The sequence below is a fragment of the Pontivivens marinum genome (assembly GCF_900231835.1).
In the GTDB taxonomy this organism is placed as follows: domain Bacteria; phylum Pseudomonadota; class Alphaproteobacteria; order Rhodobacterales; family Rhodobacteraceae; genus Pontivivens; species Pontivivens marinum.
In genome coordinates this window covers 1-17,723 of record NZ_OCTN01000015.1, presented here as the reverse complement: position 1 = coordinate 17,723, position 17,723 = coordinate 1, and the positions used below count along the sequence as shown (strand labels likewise).

Genomic DNA, 17,723 nt, shown 5'->3' with positions numbered 1-17,723 from the left:
CGTATCTCAGGATTGTCAGGCGGACGGTCGCGTCTGACAGTTTTGGGATCGACACCAACGAGCCTGCACGCCCGACGTTGCGAGATATCATGATCACGCATCGCCCGAAGTGCAGCTTCCCGTCGTTCACTTGATGTCGTTAGTTCTTTCCCAGCAGATCTTTCAGGACGACGTTGTCAGCATGGTATCCGCCAGAAGACGTTTCAATTTGGCATTCTCGTCCGTGACCGCACGCAGCTTTGCTGCATCCGACACCTCCATGCCGCCACACTGCGACTTGAACTTGTAAAACGTTCCTTGGCTGAGGCCGTGCTTGCGGCACACATCCGCAGTCGACATCCCAGCTTCTTGCTCTTTGATCATCCCAATAATTTGGGCTTCGCTAAAACGGCTCTTTCGCATCTGTTTGCTCCTTCAAAAGGTTGAGCAAGCTCTGCATTAAAGTGAGGGAAGTTTCAGGGGGCAGGTCAGAAGGTCCGCATAATCCCTGGCGGCCAACACGGCACGGGCCGATGCGCGAGGTGATCTTGACGGCCAACAAAAAGTGGTTCGATGCTGACCCCACAGCTGTCTTCAGCGAAGGTGTCGAGCAGCATCAACGGATCTCGGATTTTGAAGAGCGGTCCATCGCCTGGCTGAAGGATGCATTTGGCGATGATGTCATCCACGCTCGTGCGGACCTTGATGAAGAGGCTTACCACATTCACGCTGTGATCATGCCGCGCGTGCAGGTTGAGATGACACGAACGGACAAAAAGACCGGCGAGAAAAAAGTCATTGCCACCCGGCAGATGCTGCAGCCTTCCAAGTTTGACGTGATCAAAGAATATGAGCACGCCCAAGATAGCGTTGGCGACTGGTTCTCGGAGATCGGCCTTGATCGTGGGGAGCGGCGCAAGGAGGCATACCGTGAGGCAGTCGCCAAAGGTGAGACACCGCCAGCAAAGCGGATACACAGCAAAACGCGCGACTGGCGACGCAAGAAGGACCTTAAGCTGACCAAGCGTGAGCGCGATCTTGAGACCCGCTTGGCCGCCGTCGAAGAGAAAGCGGCGGAGGCAGAGGCAATCATTGAAATCACCGAGGCGGTGTCGCAGGGCGCGGTCGACCCTGTTGCGCAAAACGCTGAGGGGGCGTTGGCTCCGGTCAAAGGACGCGAGCAGGACGAGGTGTTTTTACGGGCACAGCGACATGCCCAACGTTCACCCAAAGGGGCATCTCGCATTGCAAAGGCGTTCCGTCGCGGATGGGGCGCGATGTTTGAGAGGGCGCGCAAAGAAGCGCTTGCGCGGGTCAATGCAGACTTCCGCGCTGCAAATAAAACGCTTGAAGAGGTGAGGGGGCTGTTGGCCAAAATTGGCGGGACTTTGGGAGCCGATCTGTCGGGCAATATCAGCAAACTTCCAGACCTGGCTCGACGTCTTAAAATGACGATTTCGGCGGGAAATATTTCATATGAAAGATCCACAGAGAGCCGGAAAAATAAAAACAACGATAATACAGATGGTTGAGTGGTTCTCGCGCCATTTTCTCCGAGAAAAAACGATTGCCCGCAGAAAAACGTTTTTATCTAATTTTTATGCCGCGGGGCAATCCCGCCTCAAGCGGTAAAACACCAAACCAAAGGACTCTAAAATGAGCAAACGTATGTTCCGCAAGCCCGTCAAATCCACCCCTAAGAACCTTGCTGCGGCTTCGATGAGCCCGGCGATGCAAGTCGCTATGCTAAAGGTCGCGAATGTCGCGGCGAATATGTCCAGAAAGGACGAGGCCACATAACAGGCCGCCCGAAAGGCGATCGCCGATACGATCGAAGAATGGATCGGATTTTTGGCCGAAAACGAGCCCGAAGCCGTTGAGGATTTTTACTACGAGGTCTGCATGCTGGCGACCGCCGGCAATCGCCGCCGGATCGCAAAACACAGCCCTATGCCAGAGGGCGTCTTCGAGCGGGTTGAAAATGATCTGCGCGAGCAGAAGGAAGAGGCCAAACGCGAGGCGGAAAAGCAGCAAAGCACCCAAGGCGATACCAAAGAGCTGGTCTCGGAATAAGCCTCAGCTGCCGACGTTGAAGAAAGTTCGCCAAAGTCCAACTCCTCCTCCCGTAACCAAAATTACCGAACAATACCAAGGCATTAGGCCTCGTATCTCACGGGGCTTTTTGCTTCTGTGCATTCCACCTCAACGCCACCTCAACGTTTGGCGAGTCCTCCAGCGAATCGACGGCTTCGTGCATTTTGGATCGTGGTAAGCAGCGTTAGGAACGGTGGCCGATCACGGTTGCAGTCAATGGTAGGAGGAGCCCAAGCTCTAGTGGAAAGACCACGAGGTACATATCATTGATTCGATTACAACAACGTCCCTTGCTCGGACTCCTCGTGAACCCCTTTGGCAAAACGGCCAAAGCACTGGAGCTCAATGGGGACCTTCTTCAGATCACCAAGGGTCGTCACACGCGGTCCCTGTTGCTTGAAACCGTGACTGCTGCGCCAGTGGTTCGGAAGGGCACGTTTGGTGCCATGCTGACGATCGCCTATGACTCCGGCGGCGATGTGGTTCTCAAGGGCGCGGCAAAAGCTGATGCCGCGGCGTTTTCCGAAACCTTCAGGAACGCGTGGATCTGCTTCAATCGCACTGCCTTCGACAAGGACGCGAGCCGGTTTGATCGCATTCATGCAGGTGTCCGGGCGCTGGCGCACCCAGCCCGCTATCCGGCGGCGTGCCAGATTGCGCCCCTTTTGAATGATGCGCGCGCTCTTGATGCGTCGTTGCTGTCCAAGCTCCAACCTGAGGCCATCGGCGCCGATGCGCCCAGGCGTATTGCAATCGTTCAGCAATTTGCTTCGGACGCGCAGACGGAACGGTCTAAAAGCATCGCTGCCTTCGTCGATGCTGAACTCGACCGCTGGAGGGACTTCTTCGACACGGTAGAGAGCCAGCCTCTGACGCCAGAACAGCGACTTTCCGTCGTCGTGGATGAAGACGCGACGCTTGTCCTTGCCGGGGCAGGATCTGGCAAGACCAGCGTGATCACCGCCAAGGCGGCGTATCTGCTCAAGGCTGGCATCCGTGAGCCCGAGGAAATTCTGCTGTTGGCATTCGCAAAGAACGCAGCGGAGGAGATGTCGGAACGGGTCGAGGCTCGGTCAGGTGTGCCAATCGTCGCGCGGACGTTCCACGCGCTTGCCTATGACATCATCGGTATTGTTGAAGGCTCAAAGCCTGCTCTGGCTGACCACGCCACTGATGACATGGCCTTCAGCAATCTGATCAAGCAGATCCTGAAGGACCTGGTCCACAGGCTGTCAGACGTGTCGCAGGCAATCATCCAGTTTTTCGCGCATTTCCTGGTGGAGCCGAAAACTGAATGGGATTTCAAAACCAAGCATGATTTCTACACCCATATGGAAAGTCAGGACCTGCGCACGCTGCAGGGTGAAAAGGTCAAAAGCTACGAAGAGCTCCAGATCGCCAACTGGCTTTACGAAAATGGTGTCGAATACGAGTACGAACCTATCTACGAGCACAAGATCCCGGAGACCGGAAGACGCGATTACCAGCCTGATTTTCATCTGACCGAAAGCGGTATCTACATCGAGCACTTCGGTGTGCGTCGTCAGAAAGTGGCGGATGGCAGCGAGCGGCTGGTTACGGCACCGTTCGTGGAGCGCGAGCCATATTTGGCTGGCATGGAATGGAAGCGTCAGGTCCACGCCGATCATGAGACAATTCTGATCGAGACCTACAGCTACGAGCGGCAGGAAGGTCGCCTGCTGACAGGATTGGCGGAAAAGCTGGCCCCGCATGTGACCCTGAAGCCCCGCCCGGCCGACACGATCTACGACCAGATCGTCGAGCTCAACCAGGTGGATGATTTCTCAAAGCTGCTGGGAACTTTCCTGCGCAAATACAAGAGCGGTGGTTACAGCCTGGACGACTGCGAAGCCAAATCCGACCGGATGAAGCTCGGTAAACGTGCCAAGGCGTTCCTCGATGTTTTTGCGCCGGTTTTCGAGGAATACGAGAAGCGCCTTGAGGGGCGGATCGACTTTGAGGACATGATCCTTCGCGCCGCACACTACGCCGAGACGGGGCGCTACGTCAGCCCGTTCCGTCACATACTGATTGATGAATTCCAGGACATTTCGCAAAGCCGTGCGCGGCTGGTGAAGGCACTGAAGGCCCAGCAACCGGACGCACGCATCTTTGCTGTCGGCGACGACTGGCAGTCGATCTTTCGCTTTGCCGGGTCCGACATTCATCTTATGCGCCAATTCGGAGCCGAATTCGGCGGCACGTTCGACAACGCCTCGGGCGTGCACCGGACAGTCGACCTTGGTCGGACCTTCCGGTCGGTCGACCAGATCGCATTCGCGGCCAGAACCTTCGTGCTTCGCAATCCCGCCCAGATCGAAAAGCAAGTCATTCCGGCAGGGACAGCAACGGAACCGGCTATCAATATCGTGGCGGTGCCACGCGCCGAGGATGAGCGAAAGCTGTCTGACGTCCTTGCCGCATTATCGACAGGGTCAAACACAGACGCCAAGCCAGCTAGTGTGCTGCTGCTTGGGCGATACCGTTTCAATGAGCCTCGCATGCATGAGTTGCGGCGCCGGTTTCCACAGCTGCAAATCAGCTTCAAGACCATCCATGCCTCAAAGGGCCTGCAAGCCGACCACGTGATCCTCCTGAATGCCGATAGCGGTCGGATCGGGTTTCCATCGGGGATCGTTGACGACCCTCTTCTTTCCCTGGTCTCCCCGGAAGAAGAGGCGTTTGAGAACGCTGAAGAACGGCGCGTCATGTATGTCGCCATGACACGGGCAAAGTATACCCTGACACTTCTCGCCTCGCATTCGCGCCCGTCGTCCTTTGTTACTGAACTCCGGAAAGACCCCGCTTACGACATAGCAGCGGCGCCTGACGCGGAACCGGACGTTCATGTTTGCGGAGAATGTGGTGGGCGGTTGCTGGGGGTGACAGGGAAGGACGGCCGTATCTGGTATCGTTGTGAGCATGTCCAGCATTGCGGAAACCTGCTGCTTGCATGCCCGTCCTGCGGCACCGCTTTGCCACGCAAGGCGGAGGGAATGACCGAGGTTCGATGTGGTTGCGGTGCCAGTTATCCAAGCTGTCCGGACTGCACAGATGGCTGGCTGGTTGAGCGCAAGGGGAGATACGGCGGGTTCCTCGGCTGCGTCCGCTATCCAACCTGTGTCGGAAAAGCAAAGATCGCGACGTCAAAACGGCCCACCACCGCTAAGCCGAGGCGCCGGAAACGGCCCTGACCTCTGGTGCGCAGTTGTGCCCATTTCCATGCGACAGCGGAATAGATGCAATACCACCACGTCCGCGCAGCAACCCGCTGCCATTCTTTGAAGCTGTGAAATGGGCCTCGCGTGTCGTTGCGGCCAAGTGCCAGGCGTATCTTGCTGGCAACTGCTCAGCGCTTTCTCACCGGCACGCTCGCAATTGGTCGCGCAGCACGGCGACTTCATTGACCAACAACTTACCGGTTCCGCGGCAGGCGATTTCGTCGGGGCTGAAATTCGGCCAGCGCCAGGCTTTCTCCGGTGCGTCGCGCCAATGGTCGTAGAGTGTCGTGGTCATGATATCCTCCAAGAACGAAAAAACCCGCCTAAGGGGCGGGTCGGGTGAATGTTGGAAAGTGCGTACTTCTGCGCTTAGACACCGATAGGGCAGTCCATTGCGGACCTCGGCGAAAGGACCAAACGCTGTAGAGGTGGTCGTGGGAATTCGGATCAGTTGCTAAGATGGATCGCCTGATGGAAGAGACGATCCGAAATGAAGAAACGAAAGAACCATTCGCCTGAGTTCAAAGCCAAGGTCGCGCTTGAAGCGATCCGCGAGGAGATGACGCTGTCGGAACTGTCCAAGAAGTACGGAGTGCATCCCACGCAAATCGGAACTTGGAAACGCGCAGCGATAGAGAACATGGCGACGGCATTTACGCGCCGTGGTGCGGCTTCAGAACAGGTGAGCGCCGCTGATGTCGACAAGCTGCACTCGAAGATCGGCCAGCTAGTGGTGGAACGGGATTTTTTAGCCGAAGCCTCGCATCAACTGCTCGGGACGCGAGGCAAAAAATGGTGAGCCGGGATCATAGGTTAAGTTTTCGTAAATAGTGCGAATTGTTGCAGATGTCGCGGTCGCGTCTTTACTATCAGCCGGTCGGAGAAAGCGCTGAGAACCTGCGGGTCATGGAGATCATAGACAAGCAGTTTTTGGAAACGCCGTGGTACGGTTCGCGCCAAATGGCCCGTTATATGAAACGCAACAACCACCAATGTGGTCGCCATCGTGTGCGCCGTCTGATGCGTCTCATGAGGCTGGTGCCGATCTACCAAGAGCCCAATACCAGCAAGAAGCATCCGCAGCACAAGATTTGGCCATATCTGTTGCGCAACGCGGTGATCGACCGGCCAAACCAGGTCCTCCTCTCGGGCATGTAAACATGCCCTGCCGGGCAAAGGGTGCGCCGATATCACCTACATCCCAATGCGGCGCGGCTTCCTGTACCTCGTGGCCATCAGGGATTGGCACAGCCGTAAGGTTTTGAGCTGGCGGCTGTCCAGCAGCATGGACGCGGACTTCTGCATTGAGGCTCTGAAAGAGGCCTTGGCCAAACATGGCGTGCCGGAGATATTCAATACCGACCAAGGCAGTCAGTTCACCAGCGGCGCTTGGATCGACGTGCTGACCGACGCAAAAATCAAGATCAGCATGCCTCTCGGTGATTTTGCAAATCACCTGCTGGTAACAGATGGCAAAGGTGCGTGGCACGACAACCGGATGATCGAACGCCTGTGGCGGTCGCTGAAGTATGAATGCGTGTACCTGAACGCCTTTGAGACGGGCTCAGAAATGCGGGCCGGGATCAGCAAATGGCTGACTTACTACAACTCCGACCGTCCACATTCGACGCACGGCATATTGACCCCCGATGAGGCCTATGCCAGCAAAACTGAACCAGTGAGACTGGCAGCCTAAATGAAACCCTGATCCATCTTAGCAGGGCTGCAAAATGGTCGAAAAAGCAGGACCACCTCTCTTGTGTCCGTTGCTGTCTCAAAGGTGTACAACTCAGACAGCTCATTCGCGTTCTTAACGACCTAAGATGTCCCGTCGGAAGAGAACAACGGGTGTCTGAACACCCGCTGTTCTTGTCCAATTATTCAGAGATCGTAACGTCGCGGAAATACGGGACGTTCAGCGACGAGCGCCAGAAACCCTCTACGTCAGGTGACATCATCATGTAGTTGTACCGGTGATACATCGGCAGGATGACGTGGTCGTTCATCAAGATGCCTTCTGCGTCCCGCATAGCGGCAAGACTTTCGGCCTCGTCCGCTGTCGATTTGGCTACGTCCAGTGTTGCGGCAAACTCTTCGCTCTGCCACGCGGCCAGATTGTTCGGGCTATCGGGCAGGAACACATCAAGGAAGGTCATAGGGTGCGGGTAGTCCGCGCCCCAGCCCATCTGTGCGATCTGGTATTCGACCTGTTGCACTTCGGGGTAATAGACCTGCCATTCCGTCGCGCGGATTTGCACGTCGATATTCAGGTTCTGCTTCCACATCTGCTGGATCGCTTCGAGCAGCTTTTCGATGGGGGGAGATGTGTAGGTCACGAAGACCGTCTCGGGGAAGCCTTCGCCGTTAGGATAGCCCGCCTCGGCCAGCAGGGCTGCTGCCGCTTCGGGCTGGGCTTGCGCATCAAGACCGTAGGCATCAACGCCATCGCGGAAATCTTCGCCGTTCAGGGTCAGGCCAAATGGCACCACCCCGATCGCGGGACGGTCGGCAGATTGCAGGACGAAATCGACGATATCCTGACGGTCAATCGCCATCGACAACGCCTGACGTACACGCACGTCATCCAGCGGCGACTGCGCGGGGTTAAAGAACGCATAGGTCGTGCCGAGGGCCGGAACGATCATGAAGGCATCGCTTTCCGCCATAAGACGCGGAATTTCCGGTGCGGGTACGGCCTCAACCCCGTCAACCTGACCGGATTCCATCGCCGTCAGAGCCGTCGCTTGATCGGGGATCAGACGGAACGTCAGCGTATCAAGGGACACATCATCGGCCCCATAGTATTCATCGTTCTTCACAAAGATGACGGATTCACCGAAATTGAATTCCGAGACCTTGAATGGCCCATTGCTGATGAAGGTCTCGGGGGTGCGGGTCCAGCCTTCGGGATCGGCTTCAACCACGTCCTGACGCACAGGGAACCAGTTGGTGTAGGTTAGCAGTTGCATCATGTAAGGGATGCGGTTTTTCAGCGTGAAGGTCAGCGTTTTGTCATCGGGTGCCGAGATCGCAACATCGCCGGTGCCGCCATTGGCGTAATGCTCTTCCGCGCCTTCGATCAGGTAGAACATCGCTGGGTTTTTGGCCCCAGCCGCCGGATCAAGAACGCGCATCCACGCATAGACAAAATCCTGCGCTGTGACAGCCTGGCCGTCGGACCAGTTGGCATCGCGCAGGGTGAACGTGTAGGTCAGCCCGTCATCCGAAACGGACCAATCGTCGGCCATCGCGCCTTCGATTTCGCCCGCTTCGGTGAACCGCACAAGGCCCTCGAAGGTGTTACCGATGATCGGCGCGGCAAAGGTTTCAGAGGTCAGGCCGGGGTCATAGGTCGCGGATTCATTGTTGACGACATAGGTCAGGTCGCCGTCCGCAAATGCGGGTCCGGCCATAAGCGCGGCGGCGGCTGCCGAGATCAGTAAATTACGCATGTTCAATCTCCTGTTGGGCGGTCGAGGGGCTGCTGGGCAGCGGGTGATGACAGGCGACGCCGTGGCCGTCCGCACCGGTTTTTAATGGCGGTTCCGTCGCCTTGCACAGCGGCGATGCGTAGGGGCAGCGCGTATGAAAACGACAGCCCGTGGGGATATCCAGCGGGCTTGGCACCTCGCCTGTTTCAAACGCGTCGTCGCGCCGCGCTGCGGGGTCCGGCACAGGGATGGCTGACCACAAAAGCTCGGTGTAGGGATGGCGCGGGGCGACGTGCAATGCCTCGGACGGGGCAATTTCTACCAGCTTTCCCAGATACATAACGCCGATGCGGTCGGCGATATGGCGCAGCATCGACAAATCGTGGGTGATGAACAGATAGGCCAGCCCCGTGTCGCGTTTCAGGTCGGACAGCATGTTCACGATTTGCGCCTGAATGGACACGTCCAGCGCGCTGATAGGTTCGTCGCAAACCACCAGTTCAGGTTCAAGCGCAATGGCGCGGGCGATGCCCACACGCTGACGTTGACCGCCCGAAAAGGAATGCGGAAACCGGTTGGCGGCATCCGCACCAAGCCCGACCTTATCAAGCAGGTCTTTCACCCGCTTCCGACGTGTGGCAGGCGTGCCTATATTCATAATCTCAAGCGGTTCGGCGATCAATTCGCCCACCGTCATCCGGCCGTTCAAGGCCGCGACAGGGTCTTGGAAAATCATCTGCATACGGCGACGATAGGGTTTCAGCGCGCTATCGCTGAGCGTCGTGATGTCCTGACCGTCCAGCAGAACCCGCCCCCCCGTAGGGCGATGGAGCCGGATCAGCGCGCGGGCCAAGGTGGATTTGCCGCAGCCGCTTTCGCCCACAAGGCCCAGCGTTTCACCCGCCTGAATGCTCAGACTGATACCATCGACGGCCTTGAGCGGCCCCTGCCGCGTGGGAAAGTGCATCTGAAGATTATCAAGTTCCAACAAAGGGGCGTTCATCAGGTGGCCTCCATCAGTTCAGCGGGGACCGCAGGATCGGCCAGCCAGCACCGTGTGCGTTGGGCGGGTCGCAGGTGCAGGGCGTCGCCCGCGCCGTATAGGTCGGGGGGCGTTAGGCAGATCGCCATCGCCTTGGGGCAGCGCGGCGCGAAGGGGCAACCGCTAGGCGGGTTGCGCATGTCAGGCGGGCTGCCGGGCACTGGCGTCAGGGCACCGCCGGACTGGCGCGGATCGGGAATCGCCGCTAGCAACCCGCGCGTATAGGGGTGCTGCGGGGCCTCGAACAGGTCGGCAACGCGCGCTTCTTCCATGATCTGCCCGCCATACAGAACCATCACACGGTCGGCGGTTTCCGCGATCACGCCAAGGTCGTGGGTCACCAGAATGATCGCCATACCCAAACGGTCGCGCAGCTCTTTCAACAGCGCCAGAATCTGCCGTTGTATCGTGACATCGAGCGCCGTAGTGGGTTCATCCGCGATTAACAGATCGGGATCACAGGCCAGCGCGATTGCGATCATCACCCGTTGGCGCATTCCGCCGGAAAATTCATGTGGGTAGTTGTCGATGCGGGTCTCGGCGGAGGGGATGCGCACCAGCTTGAACAGCTCAATCGCGCGCGCGCGGGCGTCTTTCTTGCTGATCTTGCGGTGTTGCAGCAGCACCTCTTCGACCTGGCGTCCGACGGTCATCGTCGGGTTCAAGGCCGACATCGGATCCTGGAACACCACTCCGATCTTGTCACCGCGTACGCGCGACAACTGCCCCTCGGACAATCTTAACAGGTCGGTGCCGTCATAGTCGGCGCTGCCCGAAGTGATGTGCCCGCCTCGCTTGAGCAGTTTGAGTATACTCATGCAGGTCACGGATTTCCCCGACCCGCTTTCGCCCACCAGCCCCAGAATCTCGCCGCGATAAAGCGTCAGATCGACGCCGCGAACAGCCTGCACGGTACCGCGATCTGTGCGGTACTCTGTGCGCAGATCGCGCAAGGACAACAGCGGCGCGGTCATGATGACAACCTCGGATCAAGGGCATCACGCAGCCCGTCGCCCAGAAAGTTGAACGCCAGCATGGTCAGGCTGATCGCCACGGCTGGGAACAATAGCTGATAGGGATAGGCGCGCAGGGTTTCGACGGCTTCGGACGTCAGCGTGCCCCAACTGGCCTGCGGCGGGGTCACGCCAAGACCGATGAAGCTCATGAAGCTTTCGATGAAGATTGCCGAGGGGATCAGCATTGTCAGCGTCACAAGGATCGGGCCAAAGGCGTTTGGCAGCAGATGTTTAAACAAAATGCGCGAGGTCGAGGCCCCCATCGTGCGCGCAGCGGCCACGTAATCCTGCCCCTTGAGCGTCAGGATTTGTCCCCGCACGACCCGCGCCATATCAACCCAATAGACCGTCCCGATCGCCAGAACGACCGACAGCAAACCCGATTGCAGCACCACCATCATCAAGATCACATAAAGCGTTAGCGGAATGGTCGCGACGATTTCAACAAACCGCATCATCACCGCATCAACGCGCCCGCCCAGCAGGCCGGAAATGCCGCCATAGATCACGCCGATCACAAAATTCGTCAGTACAGCCGCCGCCGCCACCAGCAGCGAAATGCGCGCGCCATACATCTGGCGCACCAGCACATCGCGGCCCAACTGATCGGTACCGAAGGGATTTCGAGCGTTTATCGACAGGCCGCCTGATTGCGCTACCTCTCCATTGATCGTCAGAACTGGCGGCCGCTGCCCGTAATCAAGCACGACGGCTTTGTCGCCGATCTGCCAGGTGCTTTGGCGGTTGATCATGTCGCGGCTGTCAGGGCGCAAAAGTGCGGACAGCCCACCTTGGTCATCGACACGGTAAAGGCTTAGATTGCTGCGATTCACGAAGACTTCGGTGTCCGCATCGACGGTATAGGCGCGATAAGCAGGCGGCAGGTTCGACAGTTCAAGGTTCTGCTCAAAATAGCTGTAAGGCGATACCATCGGGCCGAATATGGCGGCCAGCACAAGGAAGATAATGAACACCAGCCCCGCCATTGCAGAGCGGTGCCGGAACAAGCGAGACCGCACGCCAGCCCAGAATCCGCGGGTCGCTTGCGGGCTTGAGCCCTCTGCAAGCGCTGTTGGATTGGCGGCAAGTGGTTGCCACATTTCAGGGGTGAGTGCTGCGCGGGTCATTTGCGATCCCCGTATGAAATACGTGGATCAAGCCACAGATACAGAAGGTCGACGATAAGGATCATCAGCATCAGAAAGGCTGCGTAAAAAATCGTGATGCCCATGATCGCCGTATAATCGCGGTTGGTAATCGACAGCACGAAGTGCCGCCCGATGCCCGGTAGCGCGAAAATCTGTTCAATCACAAAACTCCCCGTCAGCAGGTTCGCCACCACTGGCCCCAGCACCGTGACAACGGGGATCATTGAATTGCGCAACCCGTGGCGCAACATCACCGTGTGGGCGGGCAAACCTTTGGCGCGGGCTGTCATGATGTAGTCCTGTCCCATCGTTTCCAGCAGGCTGGAACGGGTCAATCGGGCGACAAAAGACATCCAGAAGCCGGAGAGGGCAAAGACTGGCAGGATATAGCCGCGCCAATCGTCCAACCCGAAGGCAGGCGTCCAGCCCAGACGCAGGGCAAAAACGTAGAGCGATACAGTCGCAATGACATAGGACGGCACCGCAATGCCAAGGCTGGCCACGAACATCGCCAGTGTATCTGGCCAACGGCCACGGTTCAGCGCAGCGACGATTCCCATCGGTACGCCCAATGCGACGACGCAGATGATCGCCAACAGGCCGGTCTGCGCGGTCACAGCCAACCCTTCGGCTATCATGCTGTTCACACTTACACCGGGATATTTGAACGATGGCCCCAGATCAAACTGCACAACGCCCCAAAGGTAGCTTAAATACTGGCGCCAAACGGGTTGATCCAAACCGAACTTAGCATTCAGCGCGGCCTCGATTTCGGGCGCGAGCATCTTTTCGGATACGAAGGGCCCGCCCGGCACGGCATGCATCAGCGCAAAGGTAAGCGTAATAACCGCCAACAAAGTCACTAGCATCATCAAGACGCGCTGCGCCAGCCACGCCAGCGGCATACGACTGGCGCTATTCATCGGTTGCCACGGCGGCTATTTCGGCGCGCTGCTGGAACGTCGGCCCATTCCCCAGCCAGAACACGACCGCGTCGAAATTCTCGGGATTACGGGCTTGATGGCGTAGGTCAGAGCGGAAATGCAGGGTGTCGCCTGCCTCCAGATCATAGGTCTGACCGTCGATCTCAAATATCACCCGACCCGAGCGAACCTCGATAAACTCTTCGCCGAAGTGCTGATCGGTTTCTGTGGTAAATCCTGCGGGCAGCGTAATCAGGAACGCCGAGAAGGACGCGCCGACAAATTCGCCGTGTAATTGCTGATAGGTCATCCCCCCTTCGCGCACGCGGATCGTCTCGCGGTCTTTTGCACTGGTCGTCAGGCCGCGCGTGTTGGGGATCGATATGAAATGTCCGAGTTCCAACTCCAACGCCGCCGCCAACCTGCTTAGCGAGCCAAGAGACGGCGTGGCGATATCCCGCTCGACCTGGCTCAAATAGCCGACAGAAAGGTCCGCCAAAGAGCTTAATTCTTGCAACGTTAGGTCGCGATTGCGGCGCGCAGTTCGCAACAAAGCGCCAACGACAGGTCGTGGCGTTTCTGATGTCTTGTTCGAAAGGGTGGTCATTCGCCGCGGCTCCAATTGGTCTCATTCGCAATCTATCTAAAAATTTTAGATTTAAGCAATAAATTTTTTATGGAGCGAGGTTCATGCGTCCGGATAAATAACGGACAACGCGATAGCCGGTCGAGTGGCGCGGCAACCGCGGCCAAATTAGCATGTCCAAAAGCCCAACCCTATTACGAAGAAAATCACAGCAAAGTTCACTGCGGATACCTCATAACCTGAAGGTCACAGGTTCAAATCCTATCCCCGCAACTAAAATACACCAAAGTTTACAACACGCTAGCAGCCACCTTCGGGTGGTCGCTCGCGTTGGAACTTCGCCCGGTGCTACACTGGTGCTACAAATTCGAACCCTTGCTAAGAGACGCGTGGCGGTTCCATTTGAAATCAGATGCAGAGGGCTGATCGTAAACAGCCCTAACATGCCGCCTACGCACGCTGTCGATGTGTTGCTGTTACAGCTCGAATAACGGACCTTCGCTGCGTATGCAGGGTTTTGGGCAGGCCCAATTCACGATCAGTGAAGCAAAGGCGAACACTCTACGCCGCGAACCGTGCGGTGTTGGGTCATGACCTGCCCCCCGAGGCTCCCTCACGCTGCTGGAGGAGCGGGCCATCGCGCGGGTTGCGGCTGTGCCGCTTGCCGACATGATGGTCGGGCAGGCGGCCATCGACCGCGCCCCGCTCGAGCCCATCGCGATGCCGCTCAACGGCAGGGACTATACCCTCACCGTCCGCGATGCCGAAGGCCTCGTCGATCTCAACACCGCGGCACCGCAGAAGCTGAGCACCTCGATTAACCCTCGCGCGTTGCGGCTAATTCCGATTCACTGACGCTGATCGTGGCGATGGACGGGAGCACGGGGATGGCGGGGTTTTTCGATGTCGAGGAGCGACTGCACCGGCTGAGGGATCTGGGCGATCAACTTGAGCTCTACGCGCAGGCGGTCGATTTAGAAGTGTTCCGGCCGGTTCTGGAGAAGGCTCTGGCGTGGCGCAGCGGCGCGCATGGTGGTTGGCTTGGTCGATGGGTTCCAGATTCCACGTTAAGCTTTGAACGGCGGCCTATCGCTGCGTTCGTTTCAGGAGCTTCTCGCCGTCGGGTCTGATTTGGCCGTCGGGAGCCACATAGCGGTAGAGGGTCTGGCTGGAGACACCCAGCTCCCTGCACAGCGGCCTTATGCGGGTTTCTGAGTTGCCCATTGCGGCCATTGCGAGGCGCAGTTTGGCGGGCGTCATCTTGTAGGGAGCGCCACCGTGGCGCCCCCGTGCGCGTGCGGCTGCGAGACCTGCCATGACGCGCTCATGGATGAGGTCACGCTCAAACTCGGCCAAGGCGGCGAAGATCCCGAATATTAGTCGGCCGCCGGGCGTAGAGGTGTCGATCTCGGCGCCTTGCCCGGCAAGGACCCTGAAGCCTATGCCGCGCTTTTCGAGATCCCGCACCGTTGCCACGAGATGGGCGAGATCGCGGCCAAGCCGGTCGAGCTTCCAGGGGTCTGTTCCGGCTGGGGGCAGAATGACACCGTAAGGCCGCCTTGCTAGGGCTGGGCTGTTTCCTTGATCAATCTGTAGGCTGTTGATCTTGCGATGCCGAGTTGTTTTGCGGCCTGTCCGGCGGTTATTCCGGCTTTGACGAGGTTTTGCAGTGCCAGGACGGTTTCGGCTTCGAGGGACGGTCTCCCGGGTTTTCGGCCCTGCGCTCTGGCGGCTTCGATGCCGTCTTTGGTGCGTTCGGAAATGAGGCGACGTTCAAAATGCGCTATGGCCCCGAAAACATGGAAGATCAGTTCACCGGCGGCGGATGTCGTGTCGATCCGCTCTTCGAGACTGATCAATCCGATACCTTGGGTTTTCAGGTTTTCGACGGTTTCTAGGAGCTCTTTGAGTGAACGTCCGAGCCGGTCCAACCGGATGATGGCGAGGCTATCGCCAGGGCGGGCGTGGTCTATCAAGGCGGATAAACCGGCGCGGTCGAACTGCTTGCCTGAGACGACATCCTCGAACAGGTGCCGTGAGCATCTGCGGTGCTGCGGTGTTGAGATCGACGAGGCCGGCGGCATCGCGGACGGTGAGGGTATAGTCCCTGTCGTTGAGCGGCATCGCGATGGGCACAAGCGAAGCGCGGACGATGGCCACCTGCCCGACCATCATGTCGGCAAGCGGCACAGCCGCATCCCGCGCGATGGCCCGCTCCTCCAGCAGAGTAAGGATGCCGAACGCAAAGGCATTGCTATGGCCGGTCGTGGTTGCAAGCGTTGCTACAGTCGCGAGGATCGCCAAGCCGATTAAGGTGGTGAGGAGGGAAAAGCCCAGTGATACTAATCAAAAACACTAAGACGTTGACTTGCCGAATGAATAACCCTTCGTGACTTTTAAGTCTCCGATAATTTTATTCAAAAAGAAAAAAATAGCATCTACCTCGCAAATAAATCGCTCGTCGTATGAAGTTAACCCCTTTTCCGAAAAAGTAACTCGATAAAACTCGCCAACCTCATATATTGAATGCATATTATCGCCAAAACTACCTAAGCAATACCAATTTTCAGGTGTATTTAAGGAATTCAAAAATGCTCGCAAGCAATTATAATTCATCTTTCTATCTCTCCCAAAATATCGTTTTTAATTAAATATTGTAAGCGGTCGGGCAAAACAATCTGCACACCGCCTCCACGCTGACCGTGTGCAGGAGCGACAATCGATCCCTGCGCGCCAGGAATTGGTTTAAATACCACATACTCAGTTAGAGTGTCGCCGATTCGACTGGGTGGGAGTGAGCGTTGTTCGGAGGGAACGCCTAGAGGACTTACATAACGCCCTGTTGGAGGGCCATATCTATCGATTCTATCACCCCTTTGGGTTCGTCCCAACAAAGGTACGTAAAGTCCCATAGGCTTTCTTGGAGTGCTTTGATCTTTCAGGCTTTATGTTGCCGTCACATCTCCCGTTTTTGCCCTTCGGCTATGCTGCCTTTTTCGGGGGTAGAATCCTGAGGGTATCGCGGAGTTTTTCTTCCGAGAAATCGTATTCCCCAAGCATATTGATGTGGGCCCATGACATGGGCGAATGGGTTGCGATCTGTCGCAGCAGGTTTTCTCTGGCATCAACGTCTTGAGCCTTTTCGACCTGTCTGGCGGGGACTGTTGCGTTAATTCTGTTACCGCGGATCTAATCTGGGGCGCGCGTTGGGTTATGCAGCGTTCTCGAACAGACTGCGGATGAATTCGATCTCACCTTTGACGCCAGATATTTTGTGATGGACTTAACCTCGCTTGATGGTTCGGATTGTCTCGATGCCACTGAGGGTCGCCTTGGCCGATCGCAAGGATCGGAAGCTCTGCCGATATCCGAGTAGCCGTTTCATGGCTGCGTGATCGCTCTCGATGCGGTTGTTCCGCCATTTCTGATCGATGTGCCGGATGCTGTCAAAATGTGGATCGTAACGGTGATTGATCTCGCGGATGACACGTCGATAGCTTTGCGCTTTGTCTGTGACGATAGTCACCGGCCGATGTAGCCTTACGCGTTCAATCGCTTTATTCAAAAAGGCTTTTGCCGCCTTTGCATCTCGCTTGGTAGTCAGGCGATAATCGATCATCTGGCCATTGGCATTGACCTGAGCCCCTAAAACTCCTCCAAATTTGTGTAGAGTCCGCCCAACAAAAGGACGGACAAATGAAGGCACGATTTACGGACGAACAGATCATCGCGATGATCAAGGAGCAGGAGGCTGGCGAGAAGACTGCCGATGTATGTCGGCGGCACGGGATCAGCTCAGCGACGTTCTACAAATACAAATCGAAGTACGGCGGGATGGAGCCTTACGACGCAAAGCGATTGCGTGCTTTGGAGGACGAGAACGGCAAGCTGAAGAAGTTGTTGGCCGAACAGATGCTCGACAACGCCATGCTCCGAGACATCAATTCAAAAAAATGGTGACGCCCGTTGGGAAGCGGAAAGCGGTGGCGCATTTGATGGAGGTCCATCAGGTCAGCCAGCGACGGGCGTGCGATGTGCTACAAGTTGATCGATCTTCGGTGCGGTATTTGTCGCGTCGCGGTAATGACGCTGAGCTGCGAGATGCCATAAAGCGAGTTTCGAGAGAACGGCGGCGGTTTGGTTGCCGTCGTGTCCACGTTATGATCACGCGAGAAGGTTTTGCGGTGAACTGTCACCTGACAGTGCATGTTTACATGCATGAGAAGGCACAAGAAGGTGAGGCGTATTTACACCGAAGAGAA

General features: G+C 57.2%; 16 protein-coding genes and 5 pseudogenes. 8 read left to right on the top strand and 13 right to left on the bottom strand.

Going from position 1 to position 17,723, the window contains the following annotated elements; all coding sequences use genetic code 11:
• Positions 1–402, bottom strand: a pseudogene (locus tag CR254_RS17590) (transposase); the annotation flags it as partial.
• Positions 403–512: 110 nt separating this feature from the next.
• Between CR254_RS17590 and CR254_RS17585 the strand changes: the two are divergent.
• From CR254_RS17585 to CR254_RS17575, 4 genes are all read left to right on the top strand, one after another.
• Positions 513–1,511 (top strand): plasmid recombination protein, encoded by a 999-nt coding sequence (locus tag CR254_RS17585; RefSeq protein WP_097932339.1) that lies wholly within the window; start codon positions 513–515, stop codon positions 1,509–1,511.
• A 124-nt stretch (positions 1,512–1,635) separates the two neighbouring features.
• Complete coding sequence (locus CR254_RS18125) at positions 1,636–1,779, top strand: hypothetical protein (RefSeq protein WP_180956065.1); 144 nt, start codon at positions 1,636–1,638, stop codon at positions 1,777–1,779.
• A 51-nt stretch (positions 1,780–1,830) separates the two neighbouring features.
• Positions 1,831–2,052, top strand: a complete 222-nt coding sequence (locus tag CR254_RS17580; protein ID WP_097932337.1) for a hypothetical protein — start codon at positions 1,831–1,833, stop codon at positions 2,050–2,052.
• Between the two features lie 467 nt (positions 2,053–2,519).
• A complete protein-coding gene (locus CR254_RS17575) occupies positions 2,520–5,288 on the top strand; it encodes a UvrD-helicase domain-containing protein (protein WP_245851742.1) in 2,769 nt (922 codons plus the stop codon).
• 166 nt (positions 5,289–5,454) lie between these two features.
• On the opposite strand, the gene CR254_RS18120 is transcribed toward CR254_RS17575, so the two are convergent.
• Positions 5,455–5,610 (bottom strand): hypothetical protein, encoded by a 156-nt coding sequence (locus tag CR254_RS18120; protein WP_180956064.1) that lies wholly within the window; start codon positions 5,608–5,610, stop codon positions 5,455–5,457.
• A gap of 195 nt (positions 5,611–5,805) precedes the next feature.
• Here CR254_RS18120 and CR254_RS17570 point away from each other — a divergent pair.
• Positions 5,806–7,011 (top strand): annotated as a pseudogene (locus tag CR254_RS17570) (IS3 family transposase).
• A 181-nt stretch (positions 7,012–7,192) separates the two neighbouring features.
• Here CR254_RS17570 and CR254_RS17565 read toward each other — a convergent pair.
• From CR254_RS17565 to CR254_RS17540, 6 genes are read right to left on the bottom strand one after another with little or no spacing between them, the layout of a single operon-like run.
• Complete coding sequence (locus CR254_RS17565; RefSeq protein ID WP_097932333.1) at positions 7,193–8,767, bottom strand: peptide ABC transporter substrate-binding protein; 1,575 nt, start codon at positions 8,765–8,767, stop codon at positions 7,193–7,195.
• Positions 8,760–9,749, bottom strand: a complete 990-nt coding sequence (locus CR254_RS17560) for an ABC transporter ATP-binding protein (protein ID WP_097932331.1) — start codon at positions 9,747–9,749, stop codon at positions 8,760–8,762. The genes CR254_RS17565 and CR254_RS17560 overlap by 8 nt, the downstream gene beginning before the upstream one ends.
• A complete protein-coding gene (locus CR254_RS17555; RefSeq protein WP_097932329.1) occupies positions 9,749–10,762 on the bottom strand; it encodes an ABC transporter ATP-binding protein in 1,014 nt (337 codons plus the stop codon). Before CR254_RS17555 ends, CR254_RS17560 begins: the two co-directional genes overlap by 1 nt.
• Entirely contained in the window at positions 10,759–11,931 is a 1,173-nt protein-coding gene (locus CR254_RS17550) for an ABC transporter permease (protein ID WP_097932327.1), read from the bottom strand. The genes CR254_RS17555 and CR254_RS17550 overlap by 4 nt, the downstream gene beginning before the upstream one ends.
• On the bottom strand, positions 11,928–12,857 hold the full coding sequence (locus CR254_RS17545) for an ABC transporter permease (RefSeq protein WP_097932341.1): 930 nt from the start codon (positions 12,855–12,857) through the stop codon (positions 11,928–11,930). The genes CR254_RS17550 and CR254_RS17545 overlap by 4 nt, the downstream gene beginning before the upstream one ends.
• A 10-nt stretch (positions 12,858–12,867) precedes the next feature.
• Complete coding sequence (locus CR254_RS17540) at positions 12,868–13,482, bottom strand: helix-turn-helix domain-containing protein (protein ID WP_097932325.1); 615 nt, start codon at positions 13,480–13,482, stop codon at positions 12,868–12,870.
• Positions 13,483–14,115: 633 nt separating this feature from the next.
• Between CR254_RS17540 and CR254_RS17535 the strand changes: the two genes are divergently transcribed.
• Together CR254_RS17535 and CR254_RS17960 are read left to right on the top strand one after the other, a co-directional pair.
• Positions 14,116–14,316, top strand: a complete 201-nt coding sequence (locus CR254_RS17535; RefSeq protein ID WP_097932323.1) for a hypothetical protein — start codon at positions 14,116–14,118, stop codon at positions 14,314–14,316.
• A 14-nt stretch (positions 14,317–14,330) separates the two neighbouring features.
• Positions 14,331–14,591 carry a hypothetical protein gene (locus tag CR254_RS17960; RefSeq protein ID WP_145996778.1) on the top strand — a complete coding sequence of 87 codons (261 nt, stop codon included), beginning with the start codon at positions 14,331–14,333 and terminating at the stop codon, positions 14,589–14,591.
• Here the strand turns inward: CR254_RS17960 and CR254_RS17530 are convergent.
• The 5 genes and pseudogenes from CR254_RS17530 to CR254_RS17515 form a co-directional block, all read right to left on the bottom strand.
• Positions 14,548–15,000: a recombinase family protein gene (locus CR254_RS17530; RefSeq protein WP_425440298.1), complete on the bottom strand. Its 453-nt coding sequence runs from the start codon at positions 14,998–15,000 to the stop codon at positions 14,548–14,550. The two genes, CR254_RS17960 and CR254_RS17530, sit on opposite strands and share 44 nt — an antisense overlap.
• A gap of 23 nt (positions 15,001–15,023) precedes the next feature.
• A complete protein-coding gene (locus tag CR254_RS18270) occupies positions 15,024–15,320 on the bottom strand; it encodes a recombinase family protein (RefSeq protein WP_245851743.1) in 297 nt (98 codons plus the stop codon).
• Positions 15,321–15,440: 120 nt separating this feature from the next.
• Positions 15,441–15,545 (bottom strand): annotated as a pseudogene (locus tag CR254_RS18265) (hypothetical protein); the annotation flags it as partial.
• A 528-nt stretch (positions 15,546–16,073) separates the two neighbouring features.
• A complete protein-coding gene (locus CR254_RS18410) occupies positions 16,074–16,373 on the bottom strand; it encodes a TNT domain-containing protein (RefSeq protein WP_097932318.1) in 300 nt (99 codons plus the stop codon).
• A gap of 299 nt (positions 16,374–16,672) precedes the next feature.
• Positions 16,673–17,095 (bottom strand): annotated as a pseudogene (locus tag CR254_RS17515) (DDE-type integrase/transposase/recombinase); the annotation flags it as partial.
• Positions 17,096–17,157: 62 nt separating this feature from the next.
• On the opposite strand from CR254_RS17515, the pseudogene CR254_RS18405 reads away from it, so the two are divergent.
• Positions 17,158–17,395, top strand: a pseudogene (locus CR254_RS18405) (transposase); the annotation flags it as partial.
• Positions 17,396–17,723 lie beyond the last annotated feature (328 nt).

Bases quoted from the DNA above. Each gene is read 5' to 3' on its own strand.
- CR254_RS17585 (WP_097932339.1), top strand. From the start codon at position 513: ATGCGCGAGGTGATCTTGACGGCCAACAAAAAGTGGTTCGATGCTGAC.
- CR254_RS17545 (WP_097932341.1), bottom strand. From the start codon at position 12,857: ATGCCGCTGGCGTGGCTGGCGCAGCGCGTCTTGATGATGCTAGTGACT.
- CR254_RS17550 (WP_097932327.1), bottom strand. From the start codon at position 11,931: ATGACCCGCGCAGCACTCACCCCTGAAATGTGGCAACCACTTGCCGCC.
- CR254_RS17575 (WP_245851742.1), top strand. From the start codon at position 2,520: ATGCTGACGATCGCCTATGACTCCGGCGGCGATGTGGTTCTCAAGGGC.
- CR254_RS18120 (WP_180956064.1), bottom strand. From the start codon at position 5,610: ATGACCACGACACTCTACGACCATTGGCGCGACGCACCGGAGAAAGCC.
- CR254_RS18410 (WP_097932318.1), bottom strand. From the start codon at position 16,373: ATGGGACTTTACGTACCTTTGTTGGGACGAACCCAAAGGGGTGATAGA.
- CR254_RS17560 (WP_097932331.1), bottom strand. From the start codon at position 9,749: ATGAACGCCCCTTTGTTGGAACTTGATAATCTTCAGATGCACTTTCCC.
- CR254_RS17565 (WP_097932333.1), bottom strand. From the start codon at position 8,767: ATGCGTAATTTACTGATCTCGGCAGCCGCCGCCGCGCTTATGGCCGGA.
- CR254_RS17540 (WP_097932325.1), bottom strand. From the start codon at position 13,482: ATGACCACCCTTTCGAACAAGACATCAGAAACGCCACGACCTGTCGTT.
- CR254_RS18125 (WP_180956065.1), top strand. From the start codon at position 1,636: ATGAGCAAACGTATGTTCCGCAAGCCCGTCAAATCCACCCCTAAGAAC.
- CR254_RS17555 (WP_097932329.1), bottom strand. From the start codon at position 10,762: ATGACCGCGCCGCTGTTGTCCTTGCGCGATCTGCGCACAGAGTACCGC.
- CR254_RS17960 (WP_145996778.1), top strand. From the start codon at position 14,331: ATGGACGGGAGCACGGGGATGGCGGGGTTTTTCGATGTCGAGGAGCGA.